Here is an 18765-nt window from a genome sequence, read left to right as displayed (position 1 = left end):
CTGCGATGGCCGCGGGTCAGCAACACATCTGAATCTGACAGACCGCTATCGCAGGCAAGCCAGCTCCCACAGTTGGACGGTGGTGTTCTTTAGATAGCATTTCAATCATCGAGCTGCTTGGGCGGCGGCAAGGTGAAACCTGATACCGACCTGCGCAACTGGCTGGCCATTTTCGCCAGATTGCCGATGCTTTCGGCCGTGGCCGTAGAGCCCGACGACGTCTGCGTGGTGATCTGCTGGATCACGTTCATCGTCAACGAAATCTGCCCCGCCGATGATGTTTGTTGCTGCGCCGCATTCGAGATGCTCTGAATCAGCGCCGCCAGGGTTTTCGATACGCCTTCAATTTCTTCCAGCGCCACCCCGGCATCCTGGGCCAGCCGAGCGCCGCGTACCACTTCGGTGGTGGTCTGCTCCATGGAGATCACGGCTTCGTTGGTGTCGGTCTGGATCGCTCGCACCAGGGTTTCGATCTGCCGGGTGGCGGCGGAGGAACGCTCGGCCAGCCGTTGCACTTCATCGGCCACCACCGCAAAACCGCGCCCGGCGTCACCGGCCATGCTCGCCTGGATCGCAGCATTGAGGGCGAGGATGTTGGTCTGCTCGGCAATGTCGTCGATCAGGCTGACAATATCGCCAATTTCCTGGGACGACTCGCCCAGGCGCTTGATGCGCTTGGCGGTGTCCTGGATCTGTTCGCGAATGTTGTCCATGCCGTGGATGGTGTTGTGCACCACCTCGTTGCCCTTGTTGGCGATTTCCACCGAGCGCTCCGCCACGGCAGAAGACTCGGCGGCGTTGGCCGACACCTGGTCGATGGACTGGGCCATCTGGTTGATCGCGGTGGAGGCTTCGGCGATCTGCTGGGCCTGATGCTCCGAAGCCTGGGCCAGGTGCATGGCTGTGGCCTGGGTGTCCTGCACCGCGCCGGCGACTTGCCCGGCGGTGAGGTTGATGGTGGCGACCAGATCGCGCAGTTGGTCCACGGAATAATTGATGGAGTCGGCGATGGTGCCGGTGAAGTCTTCGGTGACCGAGGCGGTTACGGTGAGGTCGCCGTCGGCCAGGTCTTCGATTTCATCCAGCAGGCGCATGATCGCGTTCTGATTGCGCTCGTTCTTCTCGGCGGTTTCATGCAGCTGGCGGTTGGTTTCGCGCACCATCACCAGGCCGATCAGGATGATCGAGGTCAGCGCCAACAGGCCCAGCACATAGCCGCCGATGGTGTCGAAGCTGCGCCCGCTGGCGAGGTTCTCAAAACCGGTGGCCAGGTGCGAGGCTTCATCGAGCAGGGTTTGCGACAGGTTGAAGATATTGCTCGCCGAGGCGCGCACCTGGAACAGTTGCGGCGAGGTCTCGAGGATTTCATCCACGGAGCCGGAGACAAACTCGAACAGTTCGGCGATTTCCGCCAGCCGTGCGCGAGCGTCACGGTCTTCGACCTGGCTGATGCGCAGCCCGGCGTTGCCCTGGAGCATGCCATTGAGTACCTGGCCGAAGCGGTTGGCGTCGCGGCCAAAGGTATCGGCGGCCTGCACTGAGGTTTCGTCGCCGGCCAGCACCGTATTCACCGCGCCGAGGATACGTTCCGCCAGCAGCGATTGGCGCTGGGCCAACACCACTTGGCTGGCCGGGGCGCCGCGCTGCAACAGGATGTCGACGACCTTTTCCGACTCCATCTGCAACTGCGGCACGGTTTCGGCGAGGGTCGCGGCCACTTGGTGCAGGGACAGCACGGTCTGTTCGCTGGCGAGGATCGCGTCGGTGTTTTTCAGCAGCGCTTCCCAGTCGGTCTGCACCGCACGCATTTCTGCGCGTACCGCGTTGGGCGCGGCGGGCAGGCCGGTTTCCGGGTCACCCTTTTTCAGGTAGCCCCAGCGCTGGGCAAAGTCGTTGCGCGCGTCGCTGAGCAATTTGAACGCGGCCGCCTTGCCGGCAGCGGCTTCTGTGGCGTTCTTGGCGATGCGCTGGGACAAGACACGCAGCTCACCGGCATGGCCGATGTACTGCTTGTCGTAGGTGGACTGGGTGTTGAGGTACGCAAAGTTGGCGAACAACAGCATGATGAACACGATCAACGCGATAAACAGCACGATGATCTGCGAACGGCTGCGTGAACCGGCCTGCGGCTTGGGGGTGGTAGCGGTGGTCATGCGGCAACATCCATGAAGCCTGGGGCCTGGGCCAGAGCGAAGGGGCTGAAGACCTGCCATTGCTGGGCGCCGTCGAACCGGCCCTGAATAAACGGCGCGCCGGGAGCGGCGCTCCCCAGCAATGCGTCTTGTGCAAAATGCTGCATGCCCACTACCTCGTCTACCAGCAGCCCGACAAACAGGTCGTTGTATTCCACCACCAGCACCCGCCGCTGCTTGCGCGCCTGGGACAGCTCAAGGCCAAGGAACCCGCCCAGGTCCATCACCGGCAGCAGTCGCCCACGCAGGTTGGCCACGCCCTTGACCCAGGGTTTGACCCCGGGCATCAAGGTACAGCGCGGCTCATGCAACACCTCGGCGACTTCACCCATGGGCGCCACATACCAATGCTGCCCCAGGCGAAAGCCGATCCCGCTCCAACGCTGCAGGCTGGCCTCCTGGGACGGCAGGTCGGCGGCCAGCAGGCGGCAGCGGCGGTCGATGTCCAGCAGCAGCTCGAAGGCGGTTTGCGACTCGGTCATGATGGCGAACCGTCAGCCGGCCAGCACCTTGTTCAGGGTGGCGATCAGGGTTTCTTCATCCACCGGCTTGGTCAGGTAATCCTTGGCCCCCTGGCGTGCGCCCCAGATCTTGTCGGTTTCCTGATCCTTGGTGGTGATAATGATGATCGGGATGCCGTTGGTCTCCGGCTCTTTGGAGAGCTGGCGCGTGGCCTGGAAGCCATTGAGGCCCGGCATCACGATGTCCATCAGCACAGCGTCGGGTTTTTCCTGGCGGGCCAGGGCCACGCCGTCCGCGCCGTTTTCGGCCTTGAGGACCTGGTGACCGTGCTTTTCCAGCATGCCGGTCAGTTTGTACATTTCAGTCGGCGAATCGTCGACGATCAGAACGCGTGCCATGGTTTTCCCCACTACATTGGTCGGCGCCGGCCCTTGTGAGGCGGCGTCAGTGTGCTTGTTCTACTGCAGCGAAGCCGGGCACGTAGGCCTTGATCGCGCTCAGCAGTTCTTCCTTGCTGAAAGGCTTGGTCAAAAACTGATCGACACCAACGATGCGCCCCTTGGCCTTGTCGAACAGGCCATCCTTGGAGGACAGCATGATCACCGGGATCGACTTGAACGCCGGGTTGTTCTTCACCAGGGCGCAGGTCTGATAGCCATCCAGGCGCGGCATCATGATGTCGACAAAGATAATGTGCGGGTGATGATCAACAATCCGGGCCAGGGCATCAAAACCGTCGATGGCCGTGATCACCTCGCAGCCCACGTTCTTCAACAGGGTTTCGGCGGTGCGGCGGATCGTTTTCGAATCGTCGATCACCATCACTCTCAAGGCGTTGGAATGCTGTTCCATATCTGCTCTACCATCGCCACAGCGAATCGGTTTTCGGTGTGTACTGCCTGATGTTGCACAGGATGAGCCCCGCAAGCCTTGGAATTCAAGGGCTGCTGCGCCGTGGGAGTCTTTTTAGCACAGTCTCGGGGAGCAATCTATCGAGCGGCCTGCCCGGTGGTTTTTCCTTGACCCACAACAGCCACAGCGCCACTCTGACGCCACTTTTATGCGCCCTAATTTGCTAGAGGAAATCCCCATGAGCGTTCGCGTCGGCATTGTCATGGACCCTATCGCCAGCATCTCCTATAAAAAGGACAGCTCGCTGGCCATGCTCCTGGCCGCCCAGGCCCGCGGTTGGACGTTGTTCTATATGGAACAGCCGGATCTTTACCAGGGTGACGGCGAAGCCCGGGCACGCATGCGCCCGCTGCAGGTGTTCGCCAACCCTGAGAAGTGGTTCGAGCTGGCGGATGAAATCGACAGCCCCTTGAGCGATCTGGACGTGATCCTGATGCGCAAGGACCCGCCGTTCGACATGGAATTCGTCTACTCCACCTACCTGCTGGAGCAGGCCGAGCGCGCCGGCGTGCTGATCGTCAACAAGCCGCAGAGCCTGCGTGACTGCAATGAAAAGCTGTTCGCCACCCTTTTCCCACAATGCACGCCGCCTACCGTGGTCAGCCGCCGCGCCGATGTGCTGCGTGAATTCGCCGCCAAACACGGCGACGTGATCCTCAAGCCGCTGGACGGCATGGGCGGCACCTCGATTTTCCGCCACCGCGCCGGTGACCCGAACCTGTCGGTGATCCTGGAAACCCTGACCGCGCTGGGCACCCAGCAGATCATGGGCCAGGCCTACCTGCCGGCGATCAAGGACGGCGACAAGCGCATCCTGATGATCGACGGCGAGCCGGTGGACTACTGCCTGGCGCGTATCCCGGCAGCCGGCGAAACCCGGGGCAACCTGGCGGCCGGTGGTCGGGGTGAAGCACGACCTTTGTCGGACAAGGACCGCTGGATCGCCTCCCAGGTCGGACCAACCCTGCGGGAAAAGGGCCTGCTCTTTGTAGGACTTGACGTTATTGGTGAGAACCTCACCGAGATCAACGTCACCAGCCCAACCTGTATTCGTGAGATTGACAATGCATTTGGCACGAACATCGGCGAAATGCTGATGGCGGCCATTGAACGCAAGCTACAAGCCAAGTGACATAGAACAGCCGGACACGCACCAACATTGCGTTATCATGCGCCACCTGTGAAACGCGCGATGTTGGTTTTCTTGTCATGACACTCCCGTCCGATCTGCCCCCCGAACTCTCCCACAGCGGCGTGCGCCCGGCTGATCGGCTCGGATTTACCCTGTTCCTGGCGGCCCTGATCCACCTTGCCTTGATCCTCGGCCTGGGCTTTACCTTCGTCGAACCCAAGCAGATCACCAAGACTCTGGAAATTACCCTCGCCACGTTCAAAAGCGAAAAGCCGCCCGAAAAGGCCGACTTTCTTGCCCAGGACAACCAGCAGGGCAGCGGCACCCTGGACAAAAAGGCGGTGCCCAAGACCACCGAAGTGGCGCCGTTCCAGGACAACAAGGTGAATAAAGTCACCCCGCCGCCGGCGCCCAAGCCCGAGGTCAAGCAGGCCGCGCCCAAGGCTGCGGTGGCCACCGTCGCACCCAAACCGCAGAAAGTCCCGACCCAGCGCGAAAAAACCAAGACCGAGCCGCAACCCGAGCCGGTGAAGCCGGCGCCGACCTTCGACAGCTCACAGCTCTCCGACCAGATCTCCAGCCTCGAAGCGGAACTGGCCAACGAACAACAGCTGTACGCCAAGCGCCCGCGCATCTACCGGCTGAACGCGGCCTCGACCATGCGCGACAAAGGCGCCTGGTACAAGGACGAGTGGCGCAAGAAGGTCGAGCGCATCGGCAACCTCAACTACCCGGATGAAGCGCGGCGCCAGCAGATCTATGGCAATTTGCGCTTACTGGTGTCGATCAACCGCGACGGCACGTTATATGAAGTGCAGGTGCTGGAATCCTCCGGCCAGCCGCTGCTGGACCAGGCCGCCCAGCGCATCGTGCGCCTGGCCGCGCCTTTCGCGCCGTTTACCGGCGACCTGAACGACGTCGACCGCCTGGAAATCATTCGCACCTGGAAGTTCGCCAGGGGCGACCGCCTGTCCAGCAACTGACCACACCCGCCTAACAAGCGGGCTTGTGTGATGAGCCGGCTTCTGCAGCAAGCGGGCTTGTGTGGCGAGCGGGCTTGCCCGCGTTGGGCTGCGCAGCAGCCCCAGCAAGTCAATCTCGGTGCCGGTTAGGCCTGCTACGCGCCCCAACGCGGGCAAGCCCGCTCGCCACAAGAGCCCACAAGCCATAATTAGGGCGTACCGCAGCTTGTCAGTTCGCCCCTCCAACGCCACACTAGCGGACATGAAAAATGTCAGCCCGACCTACCTCAAGCACCAATTCCTGATCGCCATGCCCCATATGGCCGACCCGAACTTTGCGCAGACCTTGACCTACATCGTCGAGCACACGGCCAATGGTGCCATGGGGTTGGTGGTCAACCGCCCGCAAGAGCTGAACCTGGCGGATATCCTTGAGCAGTTGCGCCCCGAAATCGACCCGCCGGCACGTTGTCAACACGTGCCGATCTACATCGGCGGGCCGGTGCAGACCGATCGCGGTTTTGTACTGCACCCGACCGGGCCGAAGTTCCAGGCCACGGTGGACCTGGAGGGTGTGTCGCTGTCCACTTCCCAGGACGTGTTGTTCGCCATCGCCGACGGCGTCGGCCCTGAGCAAAGTGTGATCACCCTCGGCTACGCCGGTTGGGAAGCCGGGCAACTGGAGGCCGAACTGGCCAGCAATGCCTGGCTGACCTGCCCGTTCGACGCCGACATCCTGTTCAACACCGCCAGCGAACTGCGCCTGGAAGCGGCCGCCGCCAAGCTGCGGGTCAACCTCAGCCTGTTGACCAGCCAGGCGGGGCACGCCTGATGGCCTTGCGTTTGATCCTCGGGTTTGACTACGGCACCAAACAGATCGGCGTAGCCGTCGGCCAGGTGATTACCGGCCAGGCCCGCGAGCTGTGTACTTTGAAGGCCCAGAACGGCGTGCCGGACTGGAACCAGATCGAAGCCCTGATCAAGGAATGGAAGCCCGACGCCGTGGTGGTCGGCCTGCCCCTGAACATGGACGGCACCCCCAGCGACATGTGCCTGCGCGCCGAAAAGTTCGCCCGCCGCCTCAATGGCCGCTACAACCTGCCCTTCTATACCCACGACGAACGCCTGACCACCTTTGAGGCCAAGGGTGAGCGCCGCGACCGTGGCGGGCAAAAAGGCAGCTACCGCGACAACCCCGTGGACGCCATCGCCGCCGCCTTGCTGTTGCAGGGTTGGCTGGACGAAAACACCGCTTTATTTGAATCCTGACTGACGCGGCTTGCCGCGTCTTTTTACGTTTGAGCCCGGACCTTGCCTGCGCGAGGCCCTGAAGGAGCCACCATGAGCCTGCCCAATCCCGCCGAACTGATCAGCCAGATGGCCAAGAGCCTCACGACCCATCTGCAACACCGCGCCATCAACGAGCCGCGCTTTATCGGCATTCGCACCGGCGGTGTGTGGGTGGCCCAGGCGCTGCTGGAAGAACTGGGCAGCGATTCGCCCCTGGGCACCCTGGACGTGTCCTTCTACCGTGACGACTTCAGCCAGAACGGCCTGCACCCGCAAGTGCGCCCTTCGGCCCTGCCGTTTGAGATCGAAGGCCAGCACCTGGTGCTGATCGACGACGTGCTGATGAGCGGCCGCACCATCCGCGCCGCCATGAACGAGTTGTTCGACTACGGCCGCCCAGCCAGCGTGACCCTGGTGTGCCTGCTGGACCTGGACGCCGGTGAATTGCCGATCAGCCCGGATGTGGTCGGCGCCACCCTGTCGCTGCAAGCCCACCAACGGGTAAAATTGTCCGGTCCCACGCCGCTCGAACTCGAACTGCAAGACCTTGCCCTTTAAACCGCCTTGTAAAGAGTCCCCGCGATGACGCCTCTAGATGCCAAGCGCCCGCTGCAGCTCAATGCTCAGGGTCAGTTGCAACATTTCTTGTCCCTCGACGGTTTGCCCCGCGAACTGCTCACCGAAATCCTCGACACTGCCGATTCGTTCCTCGAAGTCGGCGGCCGCGCGGTGAAGAAGGTGCCGCTGTTGCGCGGCAAAACCATCTGCAACGTGTTCTTCGAGAACTCCACGCGCACCCGTACCACCTTTGAGCTGGCGGCCCAGCGGCTGTCAGCCGACGTGATCACGCTGAACGTGTCCACCTCGTCGGCGAGCAAGGGCGAAACCCTGCTCGACACCCTGCGCAACCTGGAAGCCATGGCGGCTGACATGTTCGTGGTACGCCACGGCGACTCTGGCGCTGCGCACTTCATCGCCGAGCACGTGTGCCCGCAGGTGGCAATCATCAACGGCGGCGACGGCCGCCACGCCCACCCGACCCAGGGCATGCTCGACATGCTCACCATCCGTCGGCACAAGGGCGGCTTTGAAAACCTTTCGGTGGCCATCGTCGGCGACATCCTGCACTCGCGGGTCGCGCGCTCGAACATGCTGGCCCTGAAGGCCCTGGGTTGCCCGGACATCCGCGTGATCGCGCCGAAAACCTTGCTGCCGATCGGCATCGAGCAATACGGCGTAAAGGTCTACACCGACATGGCCCAGGGCCTTAAAGATGTGGACGTGGTGATCATGCTGCGCCTGCAGCGCGAGCGCATGGCCGGTGGCCTGTTGCCGAGCGAGGGCGAGTTCTACCGCCTGTTCGGCCTGACCACTGCGCGCCTGGCCGGCGCCAAGCCGGACGCTATCGTGATGCACCCGGGGCCGATCAACCGTGGCGTGGAGATTGAGTCGGCGGTGGCCGACGGCCCGCAATCGGTGATCTTGAACCAAGTGACCTACGGCATCGCCGTCCGCATGGCCGTGCTGTCCATGGCCATGAGCGGGCAAACCGCACAACGTCAATTCGAGCAGGAGAACGCCCAGTGAAGCTCAGCATTCTCGGCGCCCGAGTCATTGATCCGGCCAGCGGCCTGGATCACGTTACCGATCTGCATCTGGAAGCCGGCAAGATCATCGCCATCGGCGCCGCACCCGCAGGCTTCAGCGCCAGCCAAACCATCGACGCCAATGGCTTGGTGGCCGCGCCTGGGCTGGTGGACCTGAACGTCGCCCTGCGCGAGCCGGGCTACAGCCGCAAAGGCAACATCACCAGCGAGACCCGCGCCGCCGCGGCCGGTGGCGTGACCAGCCTGTGCTGCCCGCCGCACACCAAGCCGGTGCTGGACACCTCGGCCGTGACCGAGCTGATCCTCGACCGCGCCCGCGAAGCCGGCAATTGCAAAGTGTTTCCCATCGGCGCCCTGAGCAAAGGCCTGGAAGGTGAACAACTGGCCGAGCTGATCGCCCTGCGCGACGCCGGTTGCGTGGCCTTCGGCAATGGCCTGGAAAGTTTTCGCAGCACCCGCACCCTGTGCCGTGCCCTGGAATATGCGGCGACTTTCGATTTGACGGTGATCTTCCACTCCCAGGACCGCGACCTGGCCGAAGGTGGCCTGGCGCATGAAGGTGCAGTCGCCAGCTTCCTCGGCCTGCCGGGCATTCCGGAAACCGCTGAAACCGTGGCCCTGGCCCGTGACCTGCTGCTGGTGGAGCAAAGCGGCGTGCGTGCGCACTTCAGCCAATTGACCAGCGCCCGCGGTGTGGCCCTGATCGCTCAAGCCCAGGCCCGTGGCCTGCCGGTGACGGCGGATGTGGCGCTGTACCAACTGATCCTGACGGATGAGGCGCTGATCGACTTCTCCAGCCTGTACCACGTGCAGCCGCCGCTGCGCACCCGCGCCGACCGCGACGGTTTGCGCGCGGCCGTGAAGTCGGGTGTGGTTTCGGCGATTTCCAGCCATCACCAGCCCCACGAGCGGGATGCCAAGCTGGCACCGTTCGGCGCGACTGAGCCGGGCATCAGCAGCGTCGAGCTGTTGCTGCCGTTGGCGATGACGTTGGTTGAAGATGGCTTGCTGGACTTGCCGACCTTGCTGACACGCCTGAGCACCGGCCCGGCCGAGGCCCTGCGCCTGCCGGCAGGGAAGCTGGCGGTGGGTTCGGCGGCGGATCTGGTGCTGTTTGACCCGGCCAGCTCCACGGTTGCCGGGGAGCGCTGGTTGTCCAAGGGCGAAAACTGCCCGTTCATCGGCCACAGCCTGCCGGCGACGGTGCGGTACACGCTGGTGGACGGGCGGATCAGCTATCAGGCCTAAAGCTGTAAGCGGTTAATGTGGGAGCTGGCTTGCCTGCGATAGCATCACCTAGGTCTGGTTGAGAGACCGAGGTGCCTGCATCGCAGGCAAGCCAGCTCCCACACAAGCCATCTCCCGCACTTGGCTCGTACAGGTTCAACGCCCGTCATTGCGCTCGGCATTGCGGATCGAAATCTGCGTATTCAACGTCCAGAAGTCGTACAGCACGCCCACCAGGAACAAGCCACCGGTCAGCAGGTAGATCAGGCCGGTGATCCATTTGCCTTGGTACATGCGGTGCACGCCGAAAACCCCAAGGAACGCCAATAGAATCCAGGCCACGTTGTATTCAATCGGCCCGGCGGTAAAGCGCAGGTCCGCTTCACGGTCCATGGCCGGGATCAGGAAGAAGTCGATCAGCCAACCGATGCCCAACAGGCCCAAGGTGAAAAACCAGATCGTACCGGTCACGGGTTTGCCGTAATAGAAGCGATGCGCCCCGGTAAAACCAAAAATCCAGAGCAGGTAACCGATCACCTTGCTGTGGGTGTCTTGCTGCGTAACATCCTGTCGATAGGTGTTCATGGAGTACCTCTTTTGCCTCGATAGATAAATTTTTTCATTTTCTTTGTGACTTTTTTACGGGCGCCCGACGCACGGCAAATGGTATCTTCCCTCCCGCAAAGCCTTATGCCATCTGACTTCTGTAGGACAATAGCGACAATTCGTCGCGCTTTTCCTGAATTTGACCCCAGGGTTCAGTCGACAAACGGCCTAAGACCGACACAAAAAGCTGTTATAAAGTTGCGCGCAAACCAAAAAGAGCCACGCCTAATGCGACCATTTTTCAAGACATGGCTAACCATTTGCCTATTAATGCCACTGGCCGCCCACGCCACCAATCGTGAGCAACGACTTCCTAACGTTAACGGTTTCACCCCTAAAGTTCACAGCACGCCAAGCACCGCCAAATCGGTAAAGCTGACCGTCAACCGCCCGACTCAACTGAGCAAGGCCCACGGTAAAGCAACTCCCGGCCTGATGGCAGTCAACACCAAACAAAGCAGCAACGTCCTCAGCCGCGCCGTCAACGTGCTCGGTACCCCTTATCGTTAGGGCGGCAGCAGCCCAAGTAAAGGGTTCGACTGCAGTGGTTTGGTGAAATATGCGTTTAACGACGTAGCCGCCGTGGATTTACCGCGCACCTCCAACGCCATGGCCGCAGGCCACGGGCAGAAAGTTGAGCGCAAGGATTTGAAGCCGGGCGACCTGTTGTTCTTCAAACTGAAGAGCCGCCAGGTCAACCACGTTGCCATCTACCTGGGCAACGACCGTTTTATCCACGCGCCGCGTCGTGGCAAGTCGGTGAGCATCGACACGCTGAAAAAGCCGTTCTGGGACAAGAACTACGTGATTGCCAAGCGGGTTCTGCCGAAAGAGCAGAACAGCAACCTGCGGGTTGTGCAGCGCTGATTTCAGGCTGAAATGCGTTAAACAATGTGGGAGCTGGCTTGCCAGCTCCCACATTTGATTTGCATTGCCCGCAAGCCCTCAAATATCTGTCGGCACCCTCGCCTGCCCCCGTGCATCCTCCCGGCTGATCAGCCCCTGCGCGACCAACGCCTTCAAACTCATGTCGAGCGTCTTCATCCCCAGCGCACCACCGGTCTGAATCGTCGAGACCATCTGCGCCGCTTTGTCCTCGCGTATCAAATTGCGGATGGCCGGCGTGCCCAGCATGATCTCGTGAGCCGCCACCCTACCACCGCCGATCTTCTTTATTAGCACTTGGGAAACAACCGCCTGCAATGACTCCGACAGCATGGAGCGCACCATGGCCTTTTCTCCTGCCGCGAACACATCCACCAGCCGGTCTACGGTCTTTGCCGCCGACGTGGTGTGCAAGGTGCCGAACACCAGATGCCCGGTCTCCGCCGCCGTGAGCGCCAGGCGGATGGTCTCCAGGTCGCGCAATTCCCCAACCAGAATCACATCCGGGTCTTCGCGCAGGGCCGAGCGCAAGGCGGTGGAAAAACCATGGGTATCGCGATGGACCTGACGCTGGTTGATCAGCGCCATTTTTGGCGTGTGGATAAATTCGATCGGGTCTTCAAGGGTGAGAATGTGCTGGCGCCGATTGCGATTGAGAAAATCGATCATCGCCGCCAGGGTGGTGGACTTGCCGGAGCCGGTGGGTCCGGTCACCAGCACCAGGCCCCGCGGCAATTGCGCGATACGCTGGAACACCTCGCCCAGCCCGAGGTTTTCAAGGCTTTGTATCTGCGCAGGAATGCTGCGAAACACCGCGCCCATGCCGCGATCCTGGCGGAACACATTGGCGCGAAACCGCGCCACGCCGGGCAGCTCGAAGGCAAAATCCGCTTCAAGAGATGTTTCGAAATCCTTTTGTTGGTGCTGATTCAGCAGCGGGCTCAATAAGTCCGCAACTTGCGGGGGTGAAAGCACCGGCCAATCCAGCGGCCAGACTTCGCCATCAACGCGCAGCATCGGTGCCAGGCCGGCGGACAGATGCAGGTCGGAGGCGCCACGGCGCACGCTGACCGTCAGCAATTCAGTGATATCCATAGGGCTTTCCATTTCCAGTAGAATGCCGCGGACTCCATATCCACGGGCGCATCTTGAATGTCGACGATAGCAGACAACATCGGCCAGGTTAGCCAGCGCATCCGCGCCGCAGCCGACGCCGTGCAACGTGACGCAAGCAGCATCCACCTGCTGGCCGTGAGCAAGACCAAACCCGCGCAGGCCGTACGCGAGGCCTATGCCGCCGGGATGCAGGATTTTGGCGAAAACTATCTGCAGGAAGCCCTCGGCAAACAGGCCGAATTAACCGACCTGCCCTTGAGTTGGCACTTCATCGGCCCCATTCAATCGAACAAGACTCGTGCGATTGCCGAGAATTTCGCTTGGGTGCATTCCGTGGACCGTCTGAAAATTGCTCAACGCCTGTCCGAACAACGTCCGGCCGACCTGCCACCGCTGAATATCTGCATCCAGGTCAATGTCAGCGGCGAAGCCAGCAAGTCCGGCTGCACACCCGCCGACCTGCCGGCGCTGGCCACTGCGATCAGCGCCCTGCCGCGCTTGAAGCTGCGTGGCCTGATGGCAATCCCCGAGCCGACTGAAGATCGCAGCGCACAAGACGCAGCGTTCGCCAGGGTGCGCGACCTGCAGAACAGCTTGAACCTGGGGCTCGACACACTTTCCATGGGCATGAGCCACGACCTTGAGTCGGCCATCGCCCAAGGCGCCACCTGGGTGCGGATCGGTACCGCCCTGTTTGGCGCCCGCGACTACGGCCAGCCCTGAAATGGCTGACTTCCCTCTGAGTAAGGACCTGTCATGAGCAACACGCGTATTGCCTTTATCGGCGCCGGCAACATGGCGGCCAGCCTGATCGGCGGCCTGCGGGCCAAGGGCCTGGAAGCCGCGCAGATCCGCGCCAGCGACCCGGGCGCCGACACCCGTGCCCGCGTCAGCGCCGAGCATGGCATTGAAACCTTTGCCGATAACGCCGACGCCATCCACGGTGTCGACGTGATCGTGCTGGCGGTCAAGCCACAGGCCATGAAGGCCGTGTGCGAAAGCCTGCGCCCGAGCCTGCAGGCGCATCAACTGGTGGTGTCGATCGCCGCTGGCATCACCTGCGCCAGCATGGCCAACTGGCTCGGCGCCCAGCCGATCGTACGCTGCATGCCCAACACCCCGGCGCTGCTGCGCCAGGGCGTGAGTGGCCTGTATGCCACCGCCGAAGTCAGCGCCGAACAGCGCGAGCAGGCCCAGGAACTGCTGTCCGCCGTGGGCATCGCCCTGTGGCTGGAACAGGAGCAACAACTGGACGCGGTCACCGCCGTGTCCGGCAGCGGCCCGGCGTACTTCTTCCTGCTGATCGAGGCCATGACCGCCGCCGGCGTGAAGCTGGGCCTGCCGCATGAAGTCGCCGAGCAACTGGCCGAGCAAACCGCACTGGGCGCCGCGAAGATGGCCGTGGGCAGCGAGGTGGATGCTGCAGAGCTGCGCCGTCGCGTGACCTCACCGGGCGGCACCACACAGGCCGCCATCGAATCGTTCCAGGCCGGGGGCTTTGAAGCCCTGGTGGAAAAAGCGCTCGGCGCCGCTGCGCACCGCTCGGCCGAGATGGCCGAACAACTGGGCCAATAGTCGACCCTTACAAAGGAATTAATGATGCTTGGACTCAATGACGCTGTCATTTTCATCATCCAGACCTTGGGCAGCCTGTACCTGCTGATTGTGCTGATGCGTTTTATCCTGCAACTGGTGCGGGCGAACTTCTACAACCCACTGTGCCAGTTCGTGGTGAAAGCCACGCAACCGCTGCTCAAGCCGCTGCGCCGGGTGATCCCGAGCATGTTCGGCCTGGACATGTCCTCGCTGGTGCTGGCGCTGCTGCTGCAGATCCTGCTGTTCGCCGTGATCCTGATGCTCAAGGGCTACGTGCCCGCCACGCTGCTGTTGCTGCCATGGGCATTGATTGGCGTGTTCTCGCTGTTTTTGAAGATCCTGTTCTGGTCGATGATCATCAGCGTGATCCTGTCGTGGGTGGCACCGGGCAGCCGCAGCCCGGGTGCAGAGCTGGTGGCCCAGATCACGGAGCCGGTACTGGCGCCGTTTCGCCGCTTGATCCCCAACCTGGGCGGCCTGGATATCTCGCCGATCTTCGCGTTCATCGCGATCCAGCTGCTGCAAAGCTGGGCGATTCCGTACCTGGCGGACTACGTGGCCATGCCGCCGCTGTTGTTCGGCCTGATCTGAAACACGGTAAAAAAATCTGGGAGGGGGCCAGTCGAATCGTCGCACTGCCCCTCCCACATTTTGTATCTGTGTATTGAATTGAATCCGCGTAGGCCTTTGCTTGCCGCTAGGGGCAGTGGTCTTTAGACTTACGCCTCATTTAAACGAGAGCAGGGTCGATGCCAGCTGCCTTCCCCCCCGATTCTGTTGGACTGGTCGCGCCCCAAATGGCGCACTTCAGCGAACCGCTGGCCCTGGCCTGCGGCCGCTCGCTGCCCGCCTACGACCTGATCTATGAAACCTACGGCCAACTGAATGCCACGGCGAGCAACGCCGTGCTGATCTGCCACGCCCTGTCCGGGCATCATCACGCCGCAGGTTTCCATAGCGTTGACGAGCGCAAGCCCGGCTGGTGGGACAGCTGCATCGGGCCCGGCAAACCCATCGACACCAACAAGTTCTTTGTGGTCAGCCTGAACAACCTCGGCGGCTGCAACGGTTCCACCGGCCCCAGCAGCCTCAACCCGGAAACCGGCAAGCCGTTCGGCGCCGACTTCCCGGTGCTCACCGTGGAAGACTGGGTGCACAGCCAGGCCCGCCTCGCCGACCTGCTGGGCATTCGCCAGTGGGCCGCCGTAATCGGCGGCAGCCTGGGCGGCATGCAGGCCCTGCAATGGACCATCACCTACCCGGATCGCGTACGCCACTGCCTGGCCATCGCCTCGGCCCCCAAGCTGTCGGCGCAGAACATCGCCTTCAACGAAGTGGCGCGCCAGGCGATCCTCACCGACCCCGAGTTCCACGGCGGTTCGTTCCAGGAAGCGGGCGTGATCCCCAAGCGCGGCTTGATGCTGGCGCGGATGGTCGGGCATATCACTTACCTGTCCGATGACTCCATGGGCGAGAAATTCGGCCGTGGGCTCAAGAGCGAAAAGCTCAACTACGACTTCCACAGCGTCGAGTTCCAGGTCGAAAGCTACCTGCGTTATCAGGGTGAGGAGTTCTCCGGGCGTTTCGATGCCAACACCTACCTGTTGATGACCAAGGCTTTGGACTACTTCGACCCGGCCGCCAACTTTGACGACGACCTGGCGAAAACCTTCGAAGGCGCCATGGCCAAGTTCTGCGTGATGTCGTTCACCACCGACTGGCGCTTCTCGCCGGCCCGCTCCCGTGAGCTGGTGGATGCCTTGATGGCCGCCCGCAAAGACGTGTGCTACCTGGAGATCGATGCACCGCAAGGCCACGACGCCTTCCTGATCCCGATCCCGCGTTATCTGCAGGCTTTCAGCAATTACATGAACCGCATAACTTTGTGAGAACGCCATGAGAGCCGACCTGGACATCATCCAAGACTGGATCCCCGCCGGCAGCCGTGTGCTCGACCTTGGCTGCGGCGATGGCGAACTGCTGAGCTGGCTGCGTGACAACAAGCAAGTCACCGGCTATGGCCTGGAAAACGACCCGCAAAACATCGCCCAATGCGTGGCCAAGGGCATCAACGTAATCGAGCAGGACCTGGACAAGGGCCTGGGCAACTTCGCCAGCAACAGCTTCGATATCGTGGTCATGACCCAGGCCCTGCAAGCCGTGCACTACCCGGACCGCATCCTCGACGAAATGCTGCGCGTAGGTCGCCAGTGCATCATCACCTTCCCCAACTTCGGGCATTGGCGCTGCCGCTGGTACCTGGCCACCAAGGGCCGGATGCCGGTCTCGGACTTCCTGCCCTACACCTCGGTACAACACGCCGAACATCCACTTCTGCACCTTCGAAGACTTCGAAGCCCTGTGTGGCGAGCGTGAAGCCAAGGTGATCAACCGCCTTGCGGTCGATCAGCAACATCGCCACGGTTGGGCGAGTAAGCTATGGCCCAACCTGTTGGGCGAAATCGGTATTTACCGGGTCAGCAGCCCTGGCCTGACGGACCACAAGATTGCCGTCTAATTATCTTCAAGAGGGACGATCATGAGTCGCCTGGCTATTTTTCTACTCACCGCCTGCCTGGGCACCAGCGCCATGGCAGCAGACACCGTAGACGGTAACCGCCAGAAAGAATTTGGCGATATCACCGTGCACTACAACACCTTCACCTCCAGCTTCCTGCAGCCGGAAACCGCCCAGGCTGCCGGTATCGTACGCAGCAATGAAAAGGGCCTGATCAATGTGTCGGTGATCAAGGGCGTGACGCCAGTGGCCGCGCAAGTCACCGGCACGATCAAGGACTTGAGCGGCAAGAGCGAAGTGCTGACGTTCAAGCAGATTACTGAAAAGGGCGGAATCTCGTACCTGGCCCCCTACTCGGTCACACAGCAGGAATACCGGACGTTTACCATCAACGTTGAAACCGGCGGCAAAGCCCATGGTTTCAGCTTCGTCCAAGAACTCTTCCCAGGCACCAAATGAACCTGACACAACTCGTACTGGCCAGCCATAACGCCGGCAAACTCAAAGAACTCCAGGCGATGCTCGGCGACTCCGTGCAACTGCGCTCGATTGGCGAGTTCAGCCAGGTGGAGCCGGAGGAGACCGGCCTGTCGTTCGTCGAGAACGCCATCCTCAAGGCGCGCAATGCCGCACGCATCTCTGGCCTGCCGGCGCTGGCGGATGATTCGGGGCTGGCGGTGGATTTTCTCGGCGGCGCGCCGGGTATCTACTCGGCACGCTATGCCGACGGCAAGGGTGACGCAGCCAACAACGCCAAGCTGCTGGACGCCCTCAAGGACGTGCCGGACGCGATGCGCGGCGCGCAGTTCGTCTGCGTGCTGGCACTGGTGCGGCATGCCGATGACCCGCTGCCGATCCTCTGCGAAGGCTTGTGGCACGGGCGCATCCTGCATGCGGCCAGCGGCGCACATGGTTTTGGCTACGACCCGCTGTTCTGGGTGCCGGAGCGCAATGTCTCCAGCGCCGAACTGAGCCCGGCCGACAAGAACCAGATCAGCCACCGCGCCCGCGCAATGAATTTGCTGCGCCAGCGTCTGGGCCTGAAATGACCCAGAACACCTCTGCGCAGCCGCTGATCCACGGCGGCGCGCAAACACCTCGGGCGGCGCTGCCGCTGCTGCCGCCCCTGGCGCTGTATATCCATATCCCGTGGTGCGTGCGCAAGTGCCCTTATTGCGACTTCAACTCCCACACCGCCAGCCAAGTACTGCCGGAAGAAGAGTACGTGGACGCGTTGCTGGCTGACCTCGATCAGGACCTGCACGCCGTGTATGGTCGCGAATTGAGTTCGATCTTTTTCGGCGGCGGCACGCCGAGCCTGTTCAGTGCACAGGCGCTGGGCCGTCTGCTCAAGGGCGTGGAAGCGCGCATTGCGTTTGCCGCTGATATCGAAATCACCCTGGAAGCCAACCCCGGCACCTTCGAACAAGAGAAGTTCGTGGCGTACCGCAAGCTTGGGATCAACCGCCTGTCGATTGGCATCCAGAGTTTCCAGCAGCAAAAGCTGGAGGCCCTGGGCCGCATCCACAATGGCGACGAAGCCGTGCGCGCCGCCGGCATGGCGCGCCAGGCCGGGTTCGACAACTTCAACCTGGACCTGATGCACGGCTTGCCCGATCAGTCCCTGGACGATGCCCTGAGCGACCTGCGCCAGGCTATCGCACTGCAGCCGACACATTTGTCGTGGTACCAGTTGACCCTGGAGCCCAACACAGTGTTCTGGAACCAGCCGCCCGCGCTGCCGGAAGACGACACGTTGTGGGATATCCAGGAAGCCGGCCAGGCCCTGCTGGCTGAACACGGTTACGCGCAATATGAGGTGTCGGCCTATGCCCAACCGGGCCGCCCGGCGCGGCATAACCTGAACTACTGGAGCTTCGGCGACTTTATCGGCATCGGCGCCGGTGCCCACGGCAAACTCAGCCATCCGGACGGGCGCATCGTGCGCACCTGGAAAACCCGCGCACCCAAGGACTACCTCAACCCGGCCAAAAGCTTCCAGGCGGGCGCGAAAGAGCTGACCAACGAAGAACTGCCGTTCGAATTCCTGATGAACGCCCTGCGCCTGACTGAAGGCGTCGATGCCAAGCTCTACGCCGAACGCACCGGCCTCGACCTGGCGAGCCTGGATGAGGCGCGGCGCGAGGCAGAACAAAGTGGCTTAATGCAGGTCGAACCGTCACGCCTGGCGGCCACCGACCGTGGGCAACTCTTTCTCAATGACCTGTTGCAGAAGTTTTTGAGCTGATCGCTCTAAGGA

The 18765-nt window shown here is 62.0% G+C and carries 20 protein-coding genes and 2 pseudogenes; 16 read left to right on the top strand and 6 right to left on the bottom strand.

Going from position 1 to position 18765, the window contains the following annotated elements:
- Positions 1-101: 101 nt before the first annotated feature.
- Genes LRS56_28390 through pilG form a run of 4 tightly spaced genes read right to left on the bottom strand, consistent with a single transcriptional unit; the run spans position 102 to position 3506 of the window.
- Positions 102-2153, bottom strand: a complete 2052-nt coding sequence (locus LRS56_28390) for a methyl-accepting chemotaxis protein (protein WDU62596.1) — start codon at positions 2151-2153, stop codon at positions 102-104.
- The gene (locus LRS56_28385; GenBank protein ID WDU62595.1) at positions 2150-2674 is read right to left on the bottom strand and encodes a chemotaxis protein CheW; all 525 of its coding nucleotides are present in this window, start codon (positions 2672-2674) and stop codon (positions 2150-2152) included. The genes LRS56_28390 and LRS56_28385 overlap by 4 nt, the downstream gene beginning before the upstream one ends.
- Positions 2675-2686: 12 nt before the next feature.
- Positions 2687-3052: a twitching motility response regulator PilH gene (pilH, locus tag LRS56_28380; protein ID WDU62594.1), complete on the bottom strand. Its 366-nt coding sequence runs from the start codon at positions 3050-3052 to the stop codon at positions 2687-2689.
- Between the two features lie 46 nt (positions 3053-3098).
- Positions 3099-3506, bottom strand: a complete 408-nt coding sequence (gene pilG, locus LRS56_28375) for a twitching motility response regulator PilG (protein ID WDU62593.1) — start codon at positions 3504-3506, stop codon at positions 3099-3101.
- Positions 3507-3744: 238 nt separating this feature from the next.
- Here pilG and gshB point away from each other — a divergent pair, with 238 nt between their 5' ends.
- The 7 genes from gshB to LRS56_28340 all read left to right on the top strand — a co-directional run bounded on the left by gshB (position 3745) and on the right by LRS56_28340 (position 9805).
- The gene (gene gshB / locus LRS56_28370; protein WDU62592.1) at positions 3745-4698 is read left to right on the top strand and encodes a glutathione synthase; all 954 of its coding nucleotides are present in this window, start codon (positions 3745-3747) and stop codon (positions 4696-4698) included.
- Positions 4699-4775: 77 nt separating this feature from the next.
- Entirely contained in the window at positions 4776-5681 is a 906-nt protein-coding gene (locus tag LRS56_28365; GenBank protein ID WDU62591.1) for an energy transducer TonB, read from the top strand.
- A gap of 241 nt (positions 5682-5922) precedes the next feature.
- On the top strand, positions 5923-6492 hold the full coding sequence (locus LRS56_28360) for a YqgE/AlgH family protein (protein WDU62590.1): 570 nt from the start codon (positions 5923-5925) through the stop codon (positions 6490-6492).
- Positions 6492-6929: a Holliday junction resolvase RuvX gene (gene ruvX / locus LRS56_28355; protein ID WDU62589.1), complete on the top strand. Its 438-nt coding sequence runs from the start codon at positions 6492-6494 to the stop codon at positions 6927-6929. The genes LRS56_28360 and ruvX overlap by 1 nt, the downstream gene beginning before the upstream one ends.
- A gap of 72 nt (positions 6930-7001) precedes the next feature.
- Positions 7002-7508: a bifunctional pyr operon transcriptional regulator/uracil phosphoribosyltransferase PyrR gene (gene pyrR, locus LRS56_28350; protein WDU62588.1), complete on the top strand. Its 507-nt coding sequence runs from the start codon at positions 7002-7004 to the stop codon at positions 7506-7508.
- A gap of 24 nt (positions 7509-7532) precedes the next feature.
- Positions 7533-8537: an aspartate carbamoyltransferase catalytic subunit gene (locus LRS56_28345; protein WDU62587.1), complete on the top strand. Its 1005-nt coding sequence runs from the start codon at positions 7533-7535 to the stop codon at positions 8535-8537.
- A complete protein-coding gene (locus LRS56_28340) occupies positions 8534-9805 on the top strand; it encodes a dihydroorotase (protein ID WDU62586.1) in 1272 nt (423 codons plus the stop codon). Before LRS56_28345 ends, LRS56_28340 begins: the two co-directional genes overlap by 4 nt.
- 135 nt (positions 9806-9940) lie before the next feature.
- On the opposite strand, the gene LRS56_28335 is transcribed toward LRS56_28340, so the two are convergent.
- A complete protein-coding gene (locus LRS56_28335; GenBank protein WDU62585.1) occupies positions 9941-10369 on the bottom strand; it encodes a TM2 domain-containing protein in 429 nt (142 codons plus the stop codon).
- Between the two features lie 249 nt (positions 10370-10618).
- Between LRS56_28335 and LRS56_28330 the strand changes: the two are divergent.
- Positions 10619-11257: pseudogene (locus LRS56_28330) on the top strand (C40 family peptidase).
- 78 nt (positions 11258-11335) lie between these two features.
- On the opposite strand, the gene LRS56_28325 reads toward LRS56_28330, so the two are convergent.
- Positions 11336-12370 carry a type IV pilus twitching motility protein PilT gene (locus LRS56_28325; GenBank protein ID WDU62584.1) on the bottom strand — a complete coding sequence of 345 codons (1035 nt, stop codon included), beginning with the start codon at positions 12368-12370 and terminating at the stop codon, positions 11336-11338.
- A 57-nt stretch (positions 12371-12427) separates the two neighbouring features.
- Here LRS56_28325 and LRS56_28320 point away from each other — a divergent pair, with 57 nt between their 5' ends.
- The 8 genes and pseudogenes from LRS56_28320 to hemW all read left to right on the top strand — a co-directional run bounded on the left by LRS56_28320 (position 12428) and on the right by hemW (position 18753).
- On the top strand, positions 12428-13114 hold the full coding sequence (locus LRS56_28320; GenBank protein ID WDU62583.1) for a YggS family pyridoxal phosphate-dependent enzyme: 687 nt from the start codon (positions 12428-12430) through the stop codon (positions 13112-13114).
- A 33-nt stretch (positions 13115-13147) separates the two neighbouring features.
- Positions 13148-13966: a pyrroline-5-carboxylate reductase gene (proC, locus tag LRS56_28315; protein ID WDU62582.1), complete on the top strand. Its 819-nt coding sequence runs from the start codon at positions 13148-13150 to the stop codon at positions 13964-13966.
- Positions 13967-13990: 24 nt separating this feature from the next.
- A complete protein-coding gene (locus LRS56_28310; protein ID WDU62581.1) occupies positions 13991-14578 on the top strand; it encodes a YggT family protein in 588 nt (195 codons plus the stop codon).
- A 158-nt stretch (positions 14579-14736) separates the two neighbouring features.
- A complete protein-coding gene (locus LRS56_28305; GenBank protein ID WDU62580.1) occupies positions 14737-15876 on the top strand; it encodes a homoserine O-acetyltransferase in 1140 nt (379 codons plus the stop codon).
- Between the two features lie 7 nt (positions 15877-15883).
- A pseudogene (metW, locus tag LRS56_28300) lies at positions 15884-16505 on the top strand (methionine biosynthesis protein MetW).
- A gap of 21 nt (positions 16506-16526) precedes the next feature.
- Positions 16527-16964, top strand: a complete 438-nt coding sequence (locus LRS56_28295; protein ID WDU62579.1) for a DUF4426 domain-containing protein — start codon at positions 16527-16529, stop codon at positions 16962-16964.
- The gene (rdgB, locus tag LRS56_28290; protein ID WDU62578.1) at positions 16961-17554 is read left to right on the top strand and encodes an RdgB/HAM1 family non-canonical purine NTP pyrophosphatase; all 594 of its coding nucleotides are present in this window, start codon (positions 16961-16963) and stop codon (positions 17552-17554) included. The genes LRS56_28295 and rdgB overlap by 4 nt, the downstream gene beginning before the upstream one ends.
- The gene (hemW, locus tag LRS56_28285) at positions 17551-18753 is read left to right on the top strand and encodes a radical SAM family heme chaperone HemW (GenBank protein WDU62577.1); all 1203 of its coding nucleotides are present in this window, start codon (positions 17551-17553) and stop codon (positions 18751-18753) included. Before rdgB ends, hemW begins: the two co-directional genes overlap by 4 nt.
- Positions 18754-18765 lie beyond the last annotated feature (12 nt).

This window comes from Pseudomonas poae (assembly GCA_028869255.1).
Lineage (GTDB): Bacteria > Pseudomonadota > Gammaproteobacteria > Pseudomonadales > Pseudomonadaceae > Aquipseudomonas > Aquipseudomonas poae_C.
Note: the sequence above shows the minus strand (reverse complement) of the source record. Positions and strands in the feature narration are given on the sequence as shown.